The 19,556-nt window shown below is 63.0% G+C and carries 18 protein-coding genes; 9 read left to right on the top strand and 9 right to left on the bottom strand.

Going from position 1 to position 19,556, the window contains the following annotated elements:
• Positions 1–226 precede the first annotated feature (226 nt).
• Genes nagA through HPQ62_RS09080 form a run of 3 tightly spaced genes read right to left on the bottom strand, consistent with a single transcriptional unit; the run spans position 227 to position 3,175 of the window.
• Positions 227–1,381 (bottom strand): N-acetylglucosamine-6-phosphate deacetylase, encoded by a 1,155-nt coding sequence (nagA, locus tag HPQ62_RS09090; protein ID WP_174802224.1) that lies wholly within the window; start codon positions 1,379–1,381, stop codon positions 227–229.
• A gap of 2 nt (positions 1,382–1,383) precedes the next feature.
• Positions 1,384–2,406 carry an SIS domain-containing protein gene (locus tag HPQ62_RS09085; protein WP_174802223.1) on the bottom strand — a complete coding sequence of 341 codons (1,023 nt, stop codon included), beginning with the start codon at positions 2,404–2,406 and terminating at the stop codon, positions 1,384–1,386.
• Positions 2,407–2,422: 16 nt separating this feature from the next.
• Positions 2,423–3,175 (bottom strand): GntR family transcriptional regulator, encoded by a 753-nt coding sequence (locus tag HPQ62_RS09080; RefSeq protein WP_174802391.1) that lies wholly within the window; start codon positions 3,173–3,175, stop codon positions 2,423–2,425.
• A gap of 122 nt (positions 3,176–3,297) precedes the next feature.
• Between HPQ62_RS09080 and HPQ62_RS09075 the strand changes: the two genes are divergently transcribed.
• Positions 3,298–4,221, top strand: a complete 924-nt coding sequence (locus HPQ62_RS09075) for a LysR family transcriptional regulator (RefSeq protein ID WP_206678057.1) — start codon at positions 3,298–3,300, stop codon at positions 4,219–4,221.
• Between the two features lie 115 nt (positions 4,222–4,336).
• Here HPQ62_RS09075 and HPQ62_RS09070 read toward each other — a convergent pair whose 3' ends face one another.
• Positions 4,337–5,233: a LysR family transcriptional regulator gene (locus HPQ62_RS09070; protein WP_174802222.1), complete on the bottom strand. Its 897-nt coding sequence runs from the start codon at positions 5,231–5,233 to the stop codon at positions 4,337–4,339.
• A 99-nt stretch (positions 5,234–5,332) separates the two neighbouring features.
• Between HPQ62_RS09070 and HPQ62_RS09065 the strand changes: the two genes are divergently transcribed.
• Positions 5,333–5,959: an NADPH-dependent F420 reductase gene (locus HPQ62_RS09065; protein ID WP_174802221.1), complete on the top strand. Its 627-nt coding sequence runs from the start codon at positions 5,333–5,335 to the stop codon at positions 5,957–5,959.
• A gap of 82 nt (positions 5,960–6,041) precedes the next feature.
• Here the strand turns inward: HPQ62_RS09065 and HPQ62_RS09060 are convergent, their stop codons facing one another.
• Positions 6,042–7,850, bottom strand: coding sequence for a monovalent cation:proton antiporter-2 (CPA2) family protein (locus HPQ62_RS09060; protein WP_174802220.1), 1,809 nt, complete (start codon positions 7,848–7,850; stop codon positions 6,042–6,044).
• A 101-nt stretch (positions 7,851–7,951) separates the two neighbouring features.
• Between HPQ62_RS09060 and HPQ62_RS09055 the strand changes: the two genes are divergently transcribed.
• The 7 genes from HPQ62_RS09055 to ppa all read left to right on the top strand — a co-directional run bounded on the left by HPQ62_RS09055 (position 7,952) and on the right by ppa (position 14,498).
• Positions 7,952–9,292 carry a TldD/PmbA family protein gene (locus tag HPQ62_RS09055; protein ID WP_174802219.1) on the top strand — a complete coding sequence of 447 codons (1,341 nt, stop codon included), beginning with the start codon at positions 7,952–7,954 and terminating at the stop codon, positions 9,290–9,292.
• A 7-nt stretch (positions 9,293–9,299) separates the two neighbouring features.
• Complete coding sequence (locus HPQ62_RS09050) at positions 9,300–10,112, top strand: 3'(2'),5'-bisphosphate nucleotidase CysQ (protein WP_174802218.1); 813 nt, start codon at positions 9,300–9,302, stop codon at positions 10,110–10,112.
• Between the two features lie 60 nt (positions 10,113–10,172).
• Positions 10,173–10,406, top strand: coding sequence for a DUF4170 domain-containing protein (locus HPQ62_RS09045; RefSeq protein ID WP_174802217.1), 234 nt, complete (start codon positions 10,173–10,175; stop codon positions 10,404–10,406).
• 245 nt (positions 10,407–10,651) lie between these two features.
• Positions 10,652–12,043: a lipid IV(A) 3-deoxy-D-manno-octulosonic acid transferase gene (gene waaA / locus HPQ62_RS09040; protein WP_174802216.1), complete on the top strand. Its 1,392-nt coding sequence runs from the start codon at positions 10,652–10,654 to the stop codon at positions 12,041–12,043.
• A gap of 176 nt (positions 12,044–12,219) precedes the next feature.
• Positions 12,220–13,272, top strand: a complete 1,053-nt coding sequence (gene lpxK / locus HPQ62_RS09035; protein ID WP_174802215.1) for a tetraacyldisaccharide 4'-kinase — start codon at positions 12,220–12,222, stop codon at positions 13,270–13,272.
• 70 nt (positions 13,273–13,342) lie between these two features.
• Positions 13,343–13,849 (top strand): GNAT family N-acetyltransferase, encoded by a 507-nt coding sequence (locus HPQ62_RS09030; protein ID WP_174802214.1) that lies wholly within the window; start codon positions 13,343–13,345, stop codon positions 13,847–13,849.
• 112 nt (positions 13,850–13,961) lie between these two features.
• Positions 13,962–14,498: an inorganic diphosphatase gene (ppa, locus tag HPQ62_RS09025; protein WP_174802213.1), complete on the top strand. Its 537-nt coding sequence runs from the start codon at positions 13,962–13,964 to the stop codon at positions 14,496–14,498.
• Positions 14,499–14,873: 375 nt separating this feature from the next.
• Here the strand turns inward: ppa and HPQ62_RS09020 are convergent, their stop codons facing one another.
• The 4 genes from HPQ62_RS09020 to HPQ62_RS09005 form a co-directional block, all read right to left on the bottom strand.
• Complete coding sequence (locus HPQ62_RS09020; RefSeq protein WP_174802212.1) at positions 14,874–16,319, bottom strand: homospermidine synthase; 1,446 nt, start codon at positions 16,317–16,319, stop codon at positions 14,874–14,876.
• A 147-nt stretch (positions 16,320–16,466) separates the two neighbouring features.
• On the bottom strand, positions 16,467–17,369 hold the full coding sequence (locus HPQ62_RS09015; RefSeq protein ID WP_174802211.1) for a heme-dependent oxidative N-demethylase family protein: 903 nt from the start codon (positions 17,367–17,369) through the stop codon (positions 16,467–16,469).
• On the bottom strand, positions 17,359–17,649 hold the full coding sequence (locus HPQ62_RS09010; protein WP_174802210.1) for a YciI family protein: 291 nt from the start codon (positions 17,647–17,649) through the stop codon (positions 17,359–17,361). The genes HPQ62_RS09015 and HPQ62_RS09010 overlap by 11 nt, the downstream gene beginning before the upstream one ends.
• 14 nt (positions 17,650–17,663) lie before the next feature.
• A complete protein-coding gene (locus HPQ62_RS09005) occupies positions 17,664–19,520 on the bottom strand; it encodes a M3 family oligoendopeptidase (RefSeq protein WP_425312613.1) in 1,857 nt (618 codons plus the stop codon).
• Positions 19,521–19,556 lie beyond the last annotated feature (36 nt).

Below are 19,556 nucleotides of genomic sequence, written 5' to 3'. Positions count from 1 at the left end.
TGTAGCCGGGAACGCAGGGGATGAAATTGATTTATGTCAGGTGCGGAAAAGAACTTTGCGGAAGGGGGCCGCCCAGCCGCGTGCGGCACTTCGCCGTAGCGCCGGGGAAATGCGCCTGAATGGCGCGATCATGGCGGGTTCTGAAGGCCGGAAGGCGCCGGCCTGACAGGGACGGATACCGGCGTGGGCGAAATAGCGGCCCAAGAGATAGCGCGGGGAGCGCGGGTCAGTCCGAAGCGAGGACGTTTTCGCCGGCGATGAAGCTTGCCGAAAGCGCAAGATTGTTGTCGAGCAGGATGAAATCCGCATCGGCGCCGGGCGTCAGCCTTCCCTTGGATAGCGCGCCCACAGCCCTTGCCGGATAAAGCGAGGCCATCCGCAGCGCTTCTTCCAGCGACAGGCCGGCCATGTCGCGCACGTTTCGCACGCAGGACAGAAGGTCGGTGTCGGCGCCCGCAAGCGTGCCATCGGCAAGCGTCAGCCTTCCGTCCTTGCGGTAGATGGTGCGGCCATTGAGTTCGAAGCTTTGAAGATCGGTGCCGGTCACCGACATCGCGTCCGATACCAGGAATATTTTCCCAGGCCCCGCCTTTGCCCGAAGCGCGATGCCCATTGCAACCGGATCGACATGAAAGCCATCGGCAATCAGGCCTGCGGAAAACCCGCCATCGGCGAGCACGGCGCCGACAACGCCCGGTTCGCGGTGGCCAAGCGGGCTCATTGCGTTGAAGAGGTGGGTGGCCGTGCTGGCGCCCGCCAGCCGGTACTCACGCGCGACCGCAGCCGACGTGTCGGTGTGGCCAAGGCTCACGATATAGCCCGCCTGCTTCAGCCGGGCGACCTGCTGGCGGGTGACATTCTCGGGGGCGACCGTCAGAAGGCCGATCCCGAACAGGCCGGCATTGTCGACCAGATAGTCGCAATCCTCCTTTGTCATCGGGCGGATCAGGGCCGGATCATGGGTGCCCTTTCTGGCAAGCGACAGATGCGGGCCTTCCAGATGCAGGCCCAGATAGCCGGGCACGCCTTCGCTGAAGGCGGCCTTGCCCGCTTCAATCGCGGTCCGCACCACGTCCGGCCCATCGGTGATCAGCGTCGGCAGCAGCGCGGTGACGCCGGATCTGACCTGGGCGGCGCAGATCGTCCGCAGGCCGTCGACCGTCGGGGCATTGTTGAACAGCAATCCGCCGCCGCCATTGACCTGCAGATCGACCAGGCCGGGCGCGATGAGCTTGCCATCGGCTGCGATGGTCTCGCACTCCCCCGGTATGTGCCGGTTGGAGACGATCGCCTCGATGCCTGCCGTCGAGAACACCAGTGCGCGGCCATCGAGAATGGTCTCGCCGTCGAAGATGCGGGCGCCGCGGATTGCCTTCTTCATGATCACTCGGTCTCCGTCACCTTGTTGAGCGCGACCGGGGCATCGGGGTTGAAGCCGCGGGCGAGCGACAGTTTCTCGATGACGCTGTAATAGGGCACGATCAGGGCAAGCGCATCGGTGAGCGGGTGGCCGGTGGCCACATGCGGCAGCAGTGCCGTGCCCTTGCCCTTGTCGGAGGAGAGAAACACCGCGGCGCCCTTCTCGGCCATGCCGGAGGCGATCTTGACGACGGAGTCCTCCGCCTTGTCGCGGGCGGCAAAGGCGATCACCGGAAAGCGCGGCTCGACCAGCGACACCGGTCCATGCATCACTTCCGCCGATGAATAGGCCTCTGCATGGAGTTCCGAGGTTTCCTTGCATTTCAGCGAGGCTTCGCTTGCGATCGCAAAGCTCGGACCGCGGCCCAGCACGTAAAGCGACTGCGCATCGGTGAGCGGCGCGATCAGCGCCGACCAGTCGCAGGAAAGCGCCTTTTCAAGATCCTCGGGCAGCTTTTTCAGCGCGGCCTTGAGTGCGGCGTCATCGGCCCAGGCCGCGACCACCGCAAGGCCTGCGATGATCGAATTGACGTAGGACTTGGTGGCCGCCACCGCCTTTTCGGGGCCCGCCGAAATATCGATCGGCTGGTCGGCCATGTCGGCAAGCGGCGAGGCGATGGTGTTGACGAGTGCCAGCGACAGCGCCCCGCCATCGCGCGCGGCCTTCGCCAGCGCGACGATGTCCGGGCTCTTGCCGGATTGCGAAACCGAAATCGCTGCGGCCTTTTCCATCCGGAGTTTCGCCTCATAGATCGAGGCAAGGGAGGGGCCGAGCGAGGCGACCGGAATGCCGAGCGTCAGTTCGATCGCATATTTCAGAAACAATGCGGCGTGGTCAGAGGAGCCGCGGGCAATGGTGACGATCACCGCCGGATCCTTGCTTGCAAGCGCGCGCCCCGCCGCGTGAAGCGCCTTGTCCTGGCTCTCCAGCAGCCGCGCGGCGGCGTGCGGGATTTCGTTGATTTCGCGGCGCATGTCGGTGGTCATGAAAATCTCTTCGTGTTCAAAGGTCGCCGGCATAGGTCAGATCGGCGACGAGGTCATAGATATCGCTTCGATAATAGGTTCGCGTCATTTCCAGAGGCCGTCCGCCGGCATCGAAACCGGTGCGGCGGATATGGAGCGCCGGGGCGCCGGCCGGCACGGTCAGAAGGGCGGCCTGTTCGGCGGAAAGAAGACAGGCCGTGATCCTTTCCTCCGCGCGCACCATGGTGACGCCGCGTTCGGCGAGCACGCTGTAAAGCGAGCTTTCCACCGCCTCGGGCCGATCGAGAATATCGGCCGGGATCGTCGAATGTTCGATGGCCATCGGCAGATCATCGCCAAGACGGATGCGGCTCAGGCGCGCAACGGATGCGTTCTCGCCAAGCTTCAGTCCCTCGATCTCTTCCGCGGTCGCGGCATGGACCCCGCGCTCCAGCCAGAGCGAGCTGGGCTTGAGGCCGCGCGCCTGCATATCCTGGGTAAACGAGGTCAGCCGTTGCAGCGGCTGCTCGATCCGCGCCGGCGGGCGCATCACGAAGGTTCCGGCGCCGTGGCGGCGCTGAAGCAGGCCTTCCGTGGTCAGTTCCGCGATGGCGCGGCGCACGGTGACGCGGCTCACGCCGACAATCTGCGCGAGTTCGCGTTCCGGCGGAAGCGCTGCCCCGTGGACCAGCGCACCGCTCCCGATCGCCCCGGCAAGCCGTGCCTTCAGCCGCCGGTAAATCGGACCATCACCGGATAGATCGAAATCCTCGAATATCTGCACGCGCATCTCCTGCTGGAATGAAGATACCAATTTAATACCAAATGGCAAGATCAGGGCCTGCAAAAACCGCGCGGATCGCATGTTGCACGCCTTGCCTTGAACATCTTCGATCGCTCAAATGAGGGCCGATGAGAAGCGGGAAAGTGATGCAGATAGAAGCGCTGATATATTTCAACGAACTCGTGCGGTCGCGCTCGATGCGAAAGGCTGCGGAAGCGCTTGGCGTGTCGCCGATGGCGGTCAGCCGCCAGCTCGAGAATCTCGAGGCCTATTTCAACGCCCGTCTGATCGAGCGCGGTGCACGCGGCATTGCCCTGACGCCTGCGGGCGCGCTTCTGGCGGGGCGGTCAGAAGCGGTGATTCGCGATCTCGAAAGCGCACGCCAGGTGATCGACGACCTGCGCGGTCTCAATGCCGGTCATGTCTCCCTCCATGTCAACGGCGCGGTGATCAACGCCATTCTGGCCCCGGCGCTCGCCGAGTTCTACGCGCTCTATCCGGCAATCTCGATTGCGGTGACGGTCACCTCCGCAGAAGTCGCCCTCAACGCCGTCACCACCGGCGAGGCCGATCTCGCGGTCACCATGTTCTCGCCGCTCGATGCCAGGATAGAGACGCTGTTTTCGCTCTCCGTGCGGCATGATCCCGTGATGTCGCCGGATCATCCGCTTGCGAACATGCAGGACATCTCGCTCGAAGCGGTCCGCGCCCATGCGATCGCGATGCCGGATCGCGCCTTCAGCATCCGCCGCGATTTCGACGACCGTCAGCGGCAAGCGGGGCTTGAGCCGGTCGAAATCGCATTTACGACCTCATCGCTCGAACTTCAGAAGGAGCTTGCCCGGCGTGGAACGGCGGTGCTGATCCTGCCGGCGATGACGGTGGCGCGCGAGCTTGCCGATGGGCAGTTGCTGACGCGGCCTTTCGTCAGTGGCGCCGAGATTGCAAGCGACATGCGACTGGTGCGCGCCGAAGGCCCGACGCCGACTTTTGCGGCAGAAAGGCTTGCGGAATTCCTGGAAGCCTTTCTGCGCGAACACGGCAACGCCTAGATTTCTGTCCGTGCAAATATGTCATGGAGCCAGTCGAGAAAGACCCGAAGGCGCTGTGCGGTCTGGCGGTTCTGCGGATAGAGCGCGGCCATGGTGCTGATCGAGGAAGTGGCGGCTATGGCCGGGCCGGAAACGTCTCGGCCAATCCCTCAACGAAGCGCATGACCTTGGCGGTCGGCCTGCGGGCGGCGGGATAGAGCGCCTGCATGGTGCGCGGTGTCGCCCGATGGTTTTGAAGCACCGGCACCAGCCTGCCCGCAGCAAGCTCCGTCCGCAGGATGAGTTCGGCGCCGAGCGCGACCCCATGGCCGTCGACGGCCGCGTTCAGCAGGACCATCCAGTCATTGCTGTAAAGCCTGCCGCTGACATGGACCTCGCTCTGGCGCCCGTTCTGCTCGAAGAGCCAGCGGCAGAGCGAATGACCGGCGCGGTTGCCGAAAATCAGGCATTCGTGCCCCGCCAGTTCCTCCGGCGTTTGCGGCGTGCCGTGGCGGGCGAGATAGGCGGGCGCGGCACAGACCACAAGCTGGTAGGGCGATAGCGGCACGGCGACCATGCCGGGCGTTTCCTCTGCGCCGATGCGGATCGTGACGTCAAAGCCCTCCTCCAGCGGATCGACGAACCGGTCCTCGAGCGTCACCTCGACCTCGACATCCGGATAGGTTTCAAGAAACCGGGTGATGTAGGGGGCGAGCGCAAGGGCGCCGAAGGTCTTCGGCGCATTCACCCGCAAAAGCCCCTTGGGATGGCGGTGCATCTCCAGCGCAATGCCTTCCGCAGCCTCGGTTTCGCTGAGGATGAGACGGCAGCGTTCATAGAAGGTGCGGCCGATATCGGTCAGGCTCTGGCGCCGCGTGGTCCGGTTCAGAAGCGTCGTGCCCACCCTGTCTTCGAGAAACACGATGTGCTTCGAGACCATTTGCGGCGACATGCCAAGCGCCTCTGCGGCTGCGGCAAAGGAGCCGAGATCCACCGCCTTTACATAGACGGCCATGCTGGTGAGACGATCCATTATCCCCTCCTGGTTGGGAGACTATACCGATCTTCGATATTTATACATCAACAGTGGGGGTTTAATCTGGGTCATCCCATCCTGACAAGGAGTTTAGAGATGAAAATCGGTATTATCGGCGCGGGTTTCGTTGGGCGGTCGCTGGCGCAGAAGGCGATCGCTGCCGGACACGAGGTCATGATCAGCAATTCCCGCGGCCCGCAGAGCCTGTTCAGCATGCAGGGCGGCCTGGGCTGCGCTGCAGGCACCGTCGAGGAGGCGGCGGCCTTTGGCGAGGTCATCGTGCTGGCCATTCCGCTCAGCGCCCGTGAGGTCCTCAGGGCGGAAGACTTTGCGGGCAAGATCGTGATCGACGCGATCAACTATTATCATGAGCGCGACGGCCATATCGAGGCGCTTGACCGGGGCGAGACCACGACCAGCGAAATGATTGCTGCCCGTCTTCCGGACGCCCGCGTCGTCAAGGCGTTCAACGCCATCCGGATGATCGATCTGGATGTGGTCGGGCGGCCGAAGGGGGATGAAGATCGCGTGGCCCTGCCGCTTGCAGGCGATGATGAAGACGCAAAGGCTGTCGTTGCTGCGCTCTACGACGCCTTCGGCTTCGACAGCCATGACGCAGGTCCGCTTTCGGAAGGCTGGCGTTTCGAGCGCGATCGCCCGGCCTATTGCACCCTGCTCAAACGGCAGGCGCTTGCCGAGGCTCTGGCCGCCACCACCCGGTAAGGGCAAAGAGGACGCGGGCCTTTGCGAGAGAAGGCACGCGTCCTTTCATGCTGCCCGCGCAAGGGCTCAGCCGAAACGCCTGTCAGGCCATGTCCTTGCCGGTGATCTTGACCGTTGGATCGAGATGCTTGCGCTTCGGGCGCATCAGCGGTTCGGGGCTGACGGGGCGGGTGTGGAGCATGTCGGCGCCAGCCATGATGCCTTCCACCGCCTGGATCTCCAGGCGTTTCGCGTCGCGCTTGCGGATGTCGTCCGTGATCGCGATCGCCTCGTCCTCGCTGGTGCCGAGTGCCACGAGCGTTTCCCGCCCGAATACAAGTCCGGATTCGAGCGTTTCCCTGAGCTCGTATTCCACGCCGCGCTGGCGCAGTGACAGCGTATGGCCGCGGTCATAGGAGCGGGCATAGATGTGGGCGCGGGGGAAATTTTCCTGCACCACGTCGATAACCCGGTCGGTGATCTCGCGCCTCTGGGTGCAGACTGCAACGATCTTGGCCTTTTCGATGCCGGCCGCAATCAGCACGTCCTTGCGGGTGCCGTCGCCGAAATAGATGTGGAAGCCGAAGGCGGAGGCCTGGCGGATACGATCCGCGGAAAAGTCGATGATCGTCACCTCGCGGCCGCTCGCCAGCAGGATCTGCGCGGCAATCTGGCCGAAACGCGAAAATCCGATCATCAGCACGTCGGCCCCCGCGCCCTCGAAATCCTCGTCGAGCTCCTCATGGGTGTCGCGCCTGGCGTAAAGCCGCTCGGAAAGCTTGACGCAGAGCGGCGTTGCCACCATCGACATGGTGACGATCGCAATCAGCAGCGAGGCGGTGGCGTTGGAAAAGATGCCTGCAGCCGCAGCGGTCGAGAACATCACGAAACCGAACTCGCCACCCTGTGGGAGCAGGGCTGCAATACGAACGGCGTCCTCGTGCGGCGATCCGGTCAGCCGGCAGAGGCCGTAGATGACCGCGGCCTTGACGATGATCAGCACCGGGACCGCGATGATGATCAGCAGGATGTTCTCGTAAACGACCTTCAGTTCCAGCGAGAGGCCGACGGCAATGAAGAAGATCGACAGGAACACGCCGCGGAACGGCTCGATATCGGCCTCGAGCTCGTGGCGGTAGGAGGACTCGGCGAGCATCACGCCCGCCAGAAACGCGCCCATGGCCATCGACAGGCCCACCATCTGCATGAGCATCGCCGCTCCGATCACCAGGAACAGCGCGGCGACGATCATGACCTCGCGCGCGCCCGTTGCGGCAATGACCTGGAACACCGGCGTCAGCACGTAGCGGCCGGCAGCGATCATCAGCGCAACGACGCCCGCAGCAATCCCGGCGCTCATCATGATGTCCCGCGTGCTGGCTTCTTCCGCCCCGCCGCCGAGAATGCTGACGAGAACCAGGAGCGGCACGATCGCGATATCCTGAAACAGCAGCATCGAGAACGAGCGCTGGCCGTAGCGGGTGTTGACGTCGCCATTGTCATCGAGGATCTGCATCGCAAAGGCTGTCGACGACAGCGCAAGGCCGAAACCCGCGATCACGGCGGCGGGCCAGTCTCCGATGCCGCCGAGCTTTGCAAGCGGCACCAGCGCGGCGCCGGTCAGCAGAACCTGGGCAAGACCGAGCCCGAAAATATCCTTGCGCATGGTCCAAAGCCGCGCAGGCTTCAGCTCCAGCCCGATCATGAACAGCAGGAAGACGATGCCGAGTTCTGCGACATGCAGCACCTCTTCGCCATTGGAAATGCGCTGCAACAACGGGCCGATCACCACGCCGCCAGCCAGATAGCCAAGCACCGTGCCAAGCCCCAGCCTCTTGAACAGCGGTGCCGCAATGGTCGCCGCTCCCAGCATCCACACGGTTTCGGTGAAAAGGCTCTGCGTGGCTGCCATAAAAGCGTCCTGGGCTGAAAGAAAACGGGAGGGCCGGCGCGGCGGCACTTGATGCGCGTTGAAGTGAACAATAAATGAGAGCGCAAGGAAAGGCCAATGCCATGTCATTATCTCCAGAACAACTGATCGATACCGCGTCGAAAATCCTCGATGTCGCACGACGCAAGGGTGCCGATGCAGCCGATGTCGTTGTTTCCGAGGGCGTTTCGAACGGCGTTTCGGTGCGCGACGGCAAACGCGAGAATGCCAAGGCATCGGAAAACCGCGGGTTTTCGCTGCGCGTGTTCAAGGGCGCACGGGTTGCAAGCGTCTCGACCAATGACGACAGCGACGTCGACACGCTGGTCGAACGCGCGCTCGCCATGGCTGCGGTTTCGCCCGAAGACCCCTATGCGGGCCTTGCCGAACCCGGCCGGCTCGCCCGCGATTTCCCCGATCTCGATCTTTACGATGCCACCGACCCTTCTCCCGAAACGCTTGCCGAGCGCGCGCTTGCCGCCGAAGAGGCAGCCCTTCAGGTGAAGGGCGTCAGCAAGAGCTCCGGCGCCGGCGCATCGCGCGGCGAGGTCGGCTTCGTGCTCGTGACCTCCGACGGCTTCTCGGGCGGCTATCGCCGCTCCTATTCGTCGGTCTCGGTTTCGGTCGTGGCGGGCGAGGGCGCCGCCATGCAGCGCGATCACGACTATGATGCGCGCACCTATGACAGCGATCTCGAAAGCCCGGAAGAAATCGGCCGCACGGCGGGAGAGCGCACCGTGGCGCGGCTCGGCCCAAAGCAGGTCGCAACGCGGCGCAACGCCGCCGTCCTTTTCGAGCCGCGCATGGCCGCAAGCCTCGTCGGCAGCCTCGCCGGCGCTATTACCGGCTCGTCTGTTGCCCGCAAGACCAGTTTCCTGCGCGACAGGCTCGGCAAGCAGGTCCTGAAGAAGGGCCTCAATCTGATTGACGATCCGACCATCCGTCGCGGCTCCGGCTCGCAACCCTTCGATGGCGAGGGTGTCGCGAGCGATCGGCTGATGATGATCGAGGATGGCATCCTGCAGCAATGGTTCCTGTCGACGGCGCTTGGCCGCGAACTCGGCCTTGAAACCAATGGCCGCGGCGCCCGCTCCGGCAATTCGGTTGCCGCCTCCGGCACCAATCTCGTGCTCGAGCCGGGCGCGAAGTCGCCGCAGGAGCTGATGACGGAGATCGGAACCGGTCTCTACGTGACCGAACTCATCGGCCACGGCGTCGACATGGTCACCGGCGAGTATTCGCGCGGGGCCAGCGGCTACTGGATCGAAAACGGCGAGATCACCTATCCGGTGTCGCAGATGACGATCGCCGGCAACCTGAAGGACATGTTCCTCGCCATGACGCCGGCAAGTGACATCGATCGCCGCTACTCGATCGCCACGCCCAGCATTCTCGTCGAGGGCGTCACCCTCGCCGGATCGTGAGGTCCTGATGAGCGCGCCGCCTGCACAAGATGTTCTCGACGATCTCACGCTGATCACCGAGGCTGCCCGCGAGGCGGGGGCGGTGGCGCTTTCCCATTTCGGGCAGAGCCCGGAAGTGTGGTGGAAGAATGCAGGTCAGTCGCCGGTCAGCGCCGCCGACTTCGCGGCCAATGCCTGCCTTGAGGCGATCTTGCGCAAGGCAAGGCCCGATTATGGCTGGCTTTCGGAGGAAAGCGGCGATGATTTCGCCCGCATGGACGCCGAACGCACCTTCGTTGTCGATCCGATCGACGGCACGCGCGGTTTCCTGAAGGGCAAGAAGAACTGGATGGTCAGCGTCGCCGTGGTCAGCGCCGGAAGGCCGCTCGCGGGCGTTCTCGTGGCGCCGGCGCTCGAAGAGGTCTTCACTGGCGCCATTGGCGGACCAGCGCTCAGAAACGGCGCGCCGATCACGGTTTCGGCAAATACAGGCGACGCCGGGTCGCTGGAACTCTGCCTGCCCGCCGTGATGCTGGACGGCTTCAGCCCGCCGATGCGCGCGCGCATCAACAAGGCTGCCCATATTCCCTCGCTCGCCTACCGGCTCGCGCTTGTTGCCGACGGTCGTCTTGATGCCACACTTGTGAGGCCTAACTCCCATGACTGGGATCTGGCCGCCGCCGATGTCATATTGGCATCAGCCGGCGGCGCGCTCGTGGATGAGAGCGGAAAGGCCCTGACCTATAACCGGCGCGAGCTCAAACATGGTACCCTGTTTGCGGGACATCATGGGCTGGTCTCCGCGCTGATGGAAGAATTCGTCGGTCCGCCCATGGCTTGACATTAACGGCCAAACCCGGAAAACCGACAGGCGGGGGGCACGGAAAAAGAGAGATGAGAAATGGCTGATACGGTAGAGAACAAGCAACTCCTTCATCTGGTCTTCGGCGGCGAGCTGGAAAGCTTGAAGGGCGTGCGCTTCTCCGATCTCGATGCGCTCGATATCGTCGGTATCTTTCCCGATTATGCGACGGCCCATAAAGCCTGGAAATCCAAGGCCCAGCAGACCGTCGACAACGCCCATATGCGTTACTTCATCGTCCACCTGCACCGGCTCCTCGATCCCGAGGCGTGAGCCGCTTCGCAGGCAAGACTGTGGATAAAATCTTAGCGTGTGCTTTATTATTGAGCAGACGAGAATCCTAATTCCATAAGAGAAAATCCGTTTGCCTGCAGACGTCCCGACGTGAAGCGTAAGCAAATTTTTGCATATGTTTCACATAGATGCTTGATGTTACAATTGTGACATGGGATCATTCGCGCAAAGGTGGTGGGTGCGACCGCGGATCCGATTCACAAGGACGGGGTACGGACAAGGGAATGAGATCTGGCATTTCAATCTGGCTGGCCAGCAATGCCTACCGCCTGGGCGGCACGCTTGGCTATCCGCTGCTGCGCCCGCTGCTTGCCCGCCGCGCCCGGCGCGGCAAGGAAGACAAGGCCCGCATCGACGAGCGTTTCGGACGGACGTCGCGTGAGCGGCCCGCAGGCCCGCTGGTCTGGATCCATGCAGCAAGCGTTGGTGAGACCCTGGCCGTCGCATCGCTGATCCAGAACATCCGCAATTTCGGAATCAACATCCTTCTGACAACCGGCACGGTCACGTCGGCGCGCCTTGTCGAAGAGCGCTTTAGCGACACGGTGATCCATCAATACGTGCCGCTCGATGTGGTGCCGGCGGTCACGCGTTTTCTCGATCACTGGCGTCCCGACCTTGCCATCAACGTCGAAACGGAAGTCTGGCCCGTCACGATCGCTGAACTCTCCAGGCGCAAGATCGCGCAGATCATCGTCAACGGACGTATCTCCGACCGCTCGTTCGCCCGCTGGCTCAAGCGGCGCGATCTGGCGCGCACACTGTTCTCGCGCTTCTCGCTGGTGATGGCGCAAACCGATCTCGATTCCGAGCGCTTTGCCGATCTCGGCGCGATGCATGTGTCGGTCGCCGGCAATCTCAAGGTCGACCGAACGGCCCCGCCCGCCGATGATGACGCGCTCAGGACGTTGGCGGCCGCGATTGGCGAGCGGGCTGTCTGGGCTGCGATCTCGACTTTCGACGGCGAGGAAAAATATGCCGCCGACGTCCATGCCGCGCTCAAGGCCAGGCATGCCGACCTCCTGACCATCATCGTGCCGCGCCATCCCGACCGCGCCGATGTGCTCGCCGGCCTGTTTGCCGCCAAGGGCCTTTCGGTCAAGCGGCGCTCCCTCGGCGAACTGCCCGATGAGCAGACAGACATCTATCTGGGCGACACGATCGGCGAAATGGGGCTTTACCTGCGCCTCACCGAGATCGCCTTTGTCGGGCGGTCGATGACCGCGCGCGGCGGGCAGAACCCGCTGGAACCGGCCATGCTGGGCGCTGCCATCCTCACCGGCCAGCATGTCGACAATTTCCGCGATACCTATCGCCAGCTCCGCCAGAAGGGTGCCGTGCGCACGGTGGACGGCCCGGAAGCGCTGCTGCAATCGGTCGATCTGCTGCTCAGCGATGACAAGTCGCGCGCACAGATGATCGAGGCGGGCTATGCCGGCGTGCGCGACATGCGCGGTGCGCTTGTCCGCACCATGAAGGGGCTGGAGCGCTATCTGGCGCCGCTGATCCTCGAGGCCCGCTTCTGCGCGCGTCCGCGCGAGGTCACGGAAAAGCAGGGCAGGACGGTAAAGTCGGAGCGACTGCCCGAGCAGAACCTGCGCAAGGCGCTGCGTTAGCCTTGCTCCCGGCCGCGACATCCAATTCTCTTCGACGGCGCATTTTGTTTTCGTCCGCGATGCGGTAAAGCGTAGGCGCTATAGATGCTTGCCGCATTTCGGGGCCCGCCCTTGACGGGGTCGTGCCGGTCTTGCCGCCCACACCTTCAACGCACCCGCAGAGGGCCGCGCCCGACATGAGCAGTAAAGCCCTGGATTTCTGGTGGAAGCGCGGTCATCCCGCAAGCTTCATTCTGTGGCCGGTCTCATGGCTTTACGGTGCGGTCGCCGGGCGACGGATGGAGCGGGCCGATGGCGCGCGCTTGGCAGTGCCGGTGATCTGCGTCGGCAATTTTACCGTCGGCGGGACAGGCAAGACGCCGGTGGCGGAGGCGCTTGCAAGGGCTGCTCTTGCCATGGGCAGGCGCCCGGGCTTTCTGCTCAGGGGCTATGGCGGCAAGGTTGATGCAGCGGTGATGGTCGATCCCCAACGCCACACATTCCGCGATGTGGGCGACGAGGCGCTGATGCTGTCGCGGCTTGCCCCTGTCGCCGTCTCGCCGGCGCGGGTGGATGCCGCAGCGCTGCTGGATGAGGCCGGCGTCGATTTCATCATCATGGATGATGGCTTGCAGAGCGGCCGCCTGCGTCCGGACTTTGCCGTTGCCGTGGTCGATGCCAGGCGCGGTTTCGGCAATGGTTACTGCCTCCCCGCAGGCCCGCTCCGCGCGCCGCTTGCAAAGCAGCTGCCGAAGGTGGATGCGGTGCTCCTGAACGGCGAGGGCGCTGGAGCCAGGGCGGTGCGCATGCTTGCTGCAGATGCCGGATTGCCGGTCGTCGCGCTCCGGCAGGTGCCCGTTGCAGAGACGCATACGCTCGCCGGTGCTTCGGTGCTGGCCTATGCCGGCATCGGCGACCCGGAGAAGTTCTTCGCGACCCTGAAGGCGCTTGGTGCGGATGTCGTCCGCAGCATTCCGCTCGCCGACCATCAGCCGATCACGGAGGCGATCGCCCGGTCGCTGCTCGCCGATGGCGCCGGCCTCACGCTCGTGACCACCGCCAAGGACATGGCAAGACTTGGCGGCGCGGCTGGGCCAGCGGTTACGGGCTTGCGGGAGGCAAGCGAAGTGCTCGAAATCACAGCCGAATTCAACGACCCGACCATGCCCGCGCATCTCGTCGAACAGACGCTGTCGTCCTTTCTGCGCCGCAGTGCGAAGGCGGGCGATGGCGCTGCGCTGGGGCAATAACTTAATTTTGATGGGCAATGCCCGCAGTTTGTCGTATCCTTGCTTTTTTACCGCAGGACGGTTGGAGACGATGAGGATATTGTCCAGCGACGTCCGGCCAGCGGAAGCGGCCGACGCCGAAAAGATCGCAAATGTATATTGGCGCGCCTGGCAGCATGCCTATGCCGGCATCCTGCCGCATCAGGCGCTTCACGAACTTCTTTCCCGCCGCAACATCGCCTGGTGGAAACGCGCGATCGCCGGCGAAGAAACGCTGCTGGTGCTGGAAGTCCAGGGGAAGCCGGTCGGCTATGCCAGCGTCGGATTGAACCGGGTGAAGGCCTTGCCCCACGAAGGCGAAATCTACGAGATCTATCTCCTGCCGGAATATCAGGGCCTTGGATTTGGCCGGGTGCTGTTTGGCGAAGCGCGCCGGCTGCTCGCCTCGCTCGGCTGCAAGGGCACGATCTGCTGGAGCTACGATGCGCTCGATCAGGCCGCAACCTTCTTCACCGCGCTCGGCGGCAAGCCCTTTGCCTTTGCCGAGGAAGAGCATGGCGGCAAGCTGTTCGGCAAGGTTTCCCACGTCTGGGAGTGACGCGGTCCGAATATCTCATATTCCGTATATTGCACCTGCGATGGCGCGGTTGCTTTATCGGGGCATTTTGGCTATCCAAGACGCGAAATTTTCCCTTTTCTGGAGGCCTCCCATGCGTATTGAAGCGATCTCGATCGGCAAGAACCCGCCTGACGATATCAATGTTATCGTCGAAGTTCCCCTCGGCGGCCAGCCGATCAAGTATGAGATGGACAAGGAGGCCGGTGTCCTCGTCGTCGATCGCTTCCTCTATACGCCGATGATGTATCCCGGCAATTATGGCTTCGTACCGCACACGCTCTCCGACGACGGCGATCCGATCGACGTGCTGATCTGCAATTTCCGCCCGCTGATGCCCGGCTGCGTCATCAATGTCCGCCCGATCGGCGTGATGATGATGGAAGACAATTCCGGCAAGGACGAAAAGATCATCGCCGTTCCCTCCCGCGATCTCAGCGCCCGGTTCGACAAGGTCGAAGACTACACCGACATTCCGGAAATCCAGCTGAAGCAGATCGAACACTTCTTCGAGCACTACAAGGATCTGGAGCCCGGCAAGTGGGTCAAGATCTTCGGGTGGCACGGCGTTGACGAGGCCAAGAAGCTGATCGTCGAAGCGATTGATCGCGCCAAGGCGCAGAAGGCCTGATCCTCGGCCGATCCGCATCAAACAGAAAAGGGCAGGCGCCGCACGGTGCCTGCCTCAGGCTACTGACAAAGCCAGAGCTTCAGAATTTTTTGGGCGCGCCAAGCTCACCCACAGGGGCCATGCTCGGACTTGATCCGAGCATCCAGGCGGCTCGAAGCGAGTGACTTTCTTAAGCCTTGCTGCGAACGATGAGCATGCTGCCTGGATCCTCGTGTCAAGCACGAGGATGACACAGAATTGAATGACAGCTTCGTCAACAAAAAGGGCAGGCGCCGCACGGCGCCCGCCCTTTTTGTTTGCACAGCGTCGTAAGACATCCGGCAGGCTGCGCACCGGTCCTTGACGAAAGGTCGCGGCGCGCTTGGCCCGGATGGCTTACATCTGCACCAGAATGTTCTTGAACTGCCACGGGTCCCGCTCGTCCTTCTTTTCCTCGAAGAAGGTCTGGCGGCCGGTGAGCGGCGTCCAGTCGGTGTAGTGACCCTCGACCGGGCCGAGATAGGGCATCTGGATTTCGAGGCAGCGGCGATAGTCCATCTCGTCGGCCTCGACGATGCCTTCATGCGGATTTTCGAGCGCCCAGACCATGCCGGCAAGCACGGCGGAGGTCACCTGAAGCGCGGTCGCATTCTGGTAGGGCACCAGATTGCGGGTCTCTTCCATCGAAAGCCGCGAGCCATACCAGTAGGCATTCTTGTCGTGGCCGTAGAGCAATACGCCCAGTTCATCGATGCCGGTCAGGATATCGGCTTCTTCCAGCACCAGGCTTTCCCTCTGCGGCGTGCCGCCATTGCCGAACATTTCATCGAGCGACAAGACGGCAACGTCGGCCGGGTGGTAGGCATAGTGGCAGGTCGGGCGGTAGGTGACCTTGTCCTTGTCGTTGCGCACGGTGAAGAAGTCGGCAATCGAGATCGACTCGTTGTGGGTCACCAGAAAGCCGTACTGCGCGCCGGGCGTCGGGCACCAGCTTCTGACGCGGGTATTGGCGCCCGGCTGCTCCAGATAGATCGCGGCCTTGCAGCCCTTCTTGTGGCGCTTGGCGTTTTTCGGCATCCACTTCTCATGGGTGCCCCAGCCGAGTTCGGCCGGCTGCATGCCTTCGGCGACGAAGCCTTCGACGGACCAGGTGTTCCAGAACACGTTCTGCGGACGCAGGAACTTGGAGCGCTGGGTGTCGCGTTCGGCGATATGGATGCCCTTCACGCCAGCGTCCTTCATCAGCGCCGCCCAGCCCTCGCGGTCGTCGGCTGCCGGTTCCTCGAATTCGACGCCGGTATCGCGCGCGACATTGACCAGCGCCTGCTTGACGAACCAGGACACCATGCCGGGATTTGCGCCGCAGCAGGAAACGGCGGTTGTGCCGCCCGGGTTCTTGCGCTTTTCCTTGCGCACGGTTTCACGCAGCGCATAATTGGTGCGCTCGGCATTGCCGTTATTGCTGTCGAAATAGAAGCCGAGCCAGGGCTCGATCACGGTGTCGATATAGAGCACGCCGAGCGAGCGGCAGAGCTTCATCAGATCGAGCGAGGAGGTGTCGACCGAAAGGTTGACGCAGAAACCCTGGCCCTCGCCTTCGGTCAGAAGGGGCTCCAGCAATTCCTCGTAATTGTCCTTGGTCACCGCAGCGTGGATGAAGCGCACGCCATGATTGGCGGCGAGATGGGCGTGGGCATCATTCGGGTCGATGATCACCATCCGCGACTTGTCGAAACGGAAATGCCTTTCGATCAGCGGCAAAGCGCCGCGGCCGATGGACCCGAAGCCCATCATGACGATGGGGCCTGTGATTTCGGCGTGGATCGGGAATTCCTGCTGCATTTCCATGTCCTTCTTGTTAATCCGGCGGGCGCCTTGTCGCACTGTCTACTGTGAAATTGTGACGCGGCGATAATTGTTCCTTGCGGGAAGCGAGATCACACCAACACGGTCAAGTAAAGCGGATTTGTGGCCGCAACTCCAGACGTATCAGTGCAAAAGAGTGTCGAGCCAGGCAATCAGCGCACCGATATCGGCATCCTGCATGCCCTTGTAAGCCCGCTCGTCCGCGGAAAGTCCCTGTAGCTGGGCGATCATTGCGGTCGCAATCGCTCGACTTTCAGGGTGGCTCTCGATGGCGGTTACCGGATCGGAATAGATCCGGATGGTAAACAATATGCCACCGGTTTCAGGCAGCCGCGTCAGCGTCTGCCGCTCCACCCGGACGAAATTGGAAGCGATCGGGCGCTGCGGCCGGAACGGGTCTTCGGGAAGATGTTTGGAGACCGGCATTGCCAGCGCATCCTTCCCCTTGAACGACCAGTTGAAACGCTCGGCCGGCAGGCCAGGCTTGAGATTGTCGAAGATGCGGGCAACCAGCATGGCGTTGCGGGTGCCCTCGCTGAAGCCCGGCACATCGGCATGGACCTCATGCATCGGCCGCCCGGCCTTTTCGGCAAGCGACCAGGACGAGGGAAAGGCGATGAAGCCGGCCGACAGATGCCAGTGGCCGCCCTGGTTTGTCAGGATGGCGAGATCGTCCTCGATCATCATGCCCGCCGCCAGAAGCGCGGGCGTGTCGGGGTCGTCGAGCCGCACCGACCTGTCGAGGAAGCGCATCACGTTGCCGTCGCGGCGGTAAAGGTGTTGGTGATCTGCGGCAAGATGCGCGCTGATCATGGCAAGCGCCTCGCGGCCTGCGGCAAGGCTGTCGTCGCCGGCGCGAAAAACGCCGTCCCGATCCGCCTCCAGCAGAGCATCTTTTTCGGCGAGATAGCGTTCGAGGTCGGCGCCGGGCTCCAGCCAGCGTTTAGGCTGAAGCGCCGTCAGGCCGACCGAAAACGGCTTGTAGGCCCGCCCGTAGGGTTTGAGCCTCAGAGCGTCAGTCGCCATCCTTCAACCCTTCGAGGGATGGGAGTGTGCGGGAGAAGTTCACCTCCGTCGCCGCAAACTCGGCGACCCCTTCCGAAACGAACGGGTCCTCCCGGCAGATCTGCTCGATATCGGAAAGCGTGCCGCGGGCGATGATGACGCCCCCGGTGCGCGGCACCTTGCGCCCGGAGGCAACGAAGGTGCCGTTTTCGTAATAACGGTTCAGCCAGGCGATATGCCCGTCGAAGTGCTTTTCGACCTCTTCGAGCGGGCGGATATAATGGAGCGAGATGATGATCATCGTCTGCTGTCCTCTCAGTCCAGCGCCTCGAGTTCATCGATCAGTCCTTCGATCATCGACAGGCCGCGGCCCCAGAAGGCGGGGTCGGAGGCATCCAGGCCGAAGGGTTTCAGCAGCTCGGAATGATGCTTGGTGCCGCCGGCGGTCAGCATGTCGAAATACTTGTCCTGGAAGCCGCTTTCGGCGTTCTGGTAGACTGCATAGAGCGAGTTCACCAAGCAATCGCCGAAGGCATAGGCGTAGACATAGAAGGGCGAGTGGATGAAATGGGGCACATAGCTCCAATAGGTCTCGTAGCCATCGGCAAGCTTGATCGCGGGGCCGAGGCTCTCGCCCTGGACCGACATCCACATGTCGTTGATCTGGTCTTCCGTCAGTTCGCCCTCGCGGCGAGCGCTGTGGACCTTGCGCTCGAACTGGTAGAAGGCGATCTGTCGCACGACCGTGTTGATCATGTCTTCTACCTTCTGGGCCAGCATGGCCTTGCGGGTCGCCCGGTCTTCGGTCTTGGCAAGCAGCGCGCGGAAGGTCAGCATCTCGCCGAACACAGACGCGGTTTCAGCAAGCGTCAGCGGCGTCGAGCACATCAGCGCGCCCTGCTTGGCGGCCAGCACCTGGTGGACGCCGTGGCCCAGCTCATGGGCGAGCGTCATCACGTCGCGCGGCTTGCCGAGATAGTTGACCAGCACATAGGGGTGTGCGGAAGGCACTGTCGGGTGCGCGAAGGCGCCGGTGCGCTTGCCGGGCCGGATCGGAGCATCGATCCAGCTTTCATCGAAGAAGCGGCGGGCGATATTGCCCATCTCCGGTGAAAACCCGCCATAGGCGGAAAGAACGGTGTCGCGGGCCTCGTCCCAGGAAATCAGCCGGTCGGCGGTATCGGGCAGCGGCGCGTTGCGGTCCCAGTAGTTCATCTGGTCCATGCCTAGCCACTTCGCCTTCATCGCGTAATAGCGGTGTGAAAGGCGGGGATAGGCGTCGCGCACGGCTTCGCTCAGCGCATCGACCACCTCGCGCTCGACGCGGTTGGAAAGGTGGCGGCTGTCGGCGATGTCCTCGAAGGCATGCCAGCGGCTGTTGATCTCGGTGTCCTTGGCAACCGTGTTCATGATCAGCGAAAAGGTCGGCAGGTTTTCCTTGAAGGTCGCCGCCAGCGCTTCCGCCGCCTTGCGGCGCACCGGTTCCTTGTTGTCGGACAAGAGGTTCAGCGTCTTTTCGAGCGGCATCTCCTCGCCGTCGACGGTAAACCGCATCCGGTCCATGGTCTGGTCGAACAGCCGGTTGAAGGCCTGGCTTCCGGTGGTGGACTTTTCCATGAACAGCTGTTCCAGCCGGTCATCGAGCTGGTGCGGCTTCTCCTTTCGGAGATCCAGCACCCAGGGCCTGTACCGGGCAAAGCGCGGGTCTGCCGCAAGCGCCTTCTCGATGGCCTCTTCCGAAAGCCGGTTCAGTTCGAGTTCGAAGAACAGAAGGTCTGCATAGATTTCGGTGATGCGCGCCGATGTGTCGCCGTAAAGCTTGCGCAGCGCCGGATCGGCGGCATTGGCATAATAGGAAAGGCCGGCATAGGAGCCGAGCCTGCCGAGCGTATCGCCGATCTCCTCGTAGGTTTCGGTGGCCGCGCCCAGTCCGTCATCGCCGGTTTGTTCCGAGGCTGCGGCAAGCTGACCCTTCCAGCGCTCGGAAAAGGCGCGGGCCTTGCGGGCGGCCGTGTCGAAATCGCCCTGGAACTCGGGCGAGGCAGCACCCGGATAAAGATGCGTCAGGTCCCATTCGGGCAGGGCACCGAGCGCTGCATCTTCCTGCCTGGCCGTGGCGCCGTCCTTGGCGAGGAAAAGAAAATGGGGATCGAACATGGGTGTGCCTTTCATGACGTGTCTTGCTTTCTGGACGTGTCCTGGCCTCAA

Origin of the sequence: Martelella limonii, from assembly GCF_013344475.1 — a bacterium.
In the GTDB taxonomy this organism is placed as follows: domain Bacteria; phylum Pseudomonadota; class Alphaproteobacteria; order Rhizobiales; family Rhizobiaceae; genus Martelella; species Martelella limonii.
Note: the sequence above shows the minus strand (reverse complement) of the source record. Positions and strands in the feature narration are given on the sequence as shown.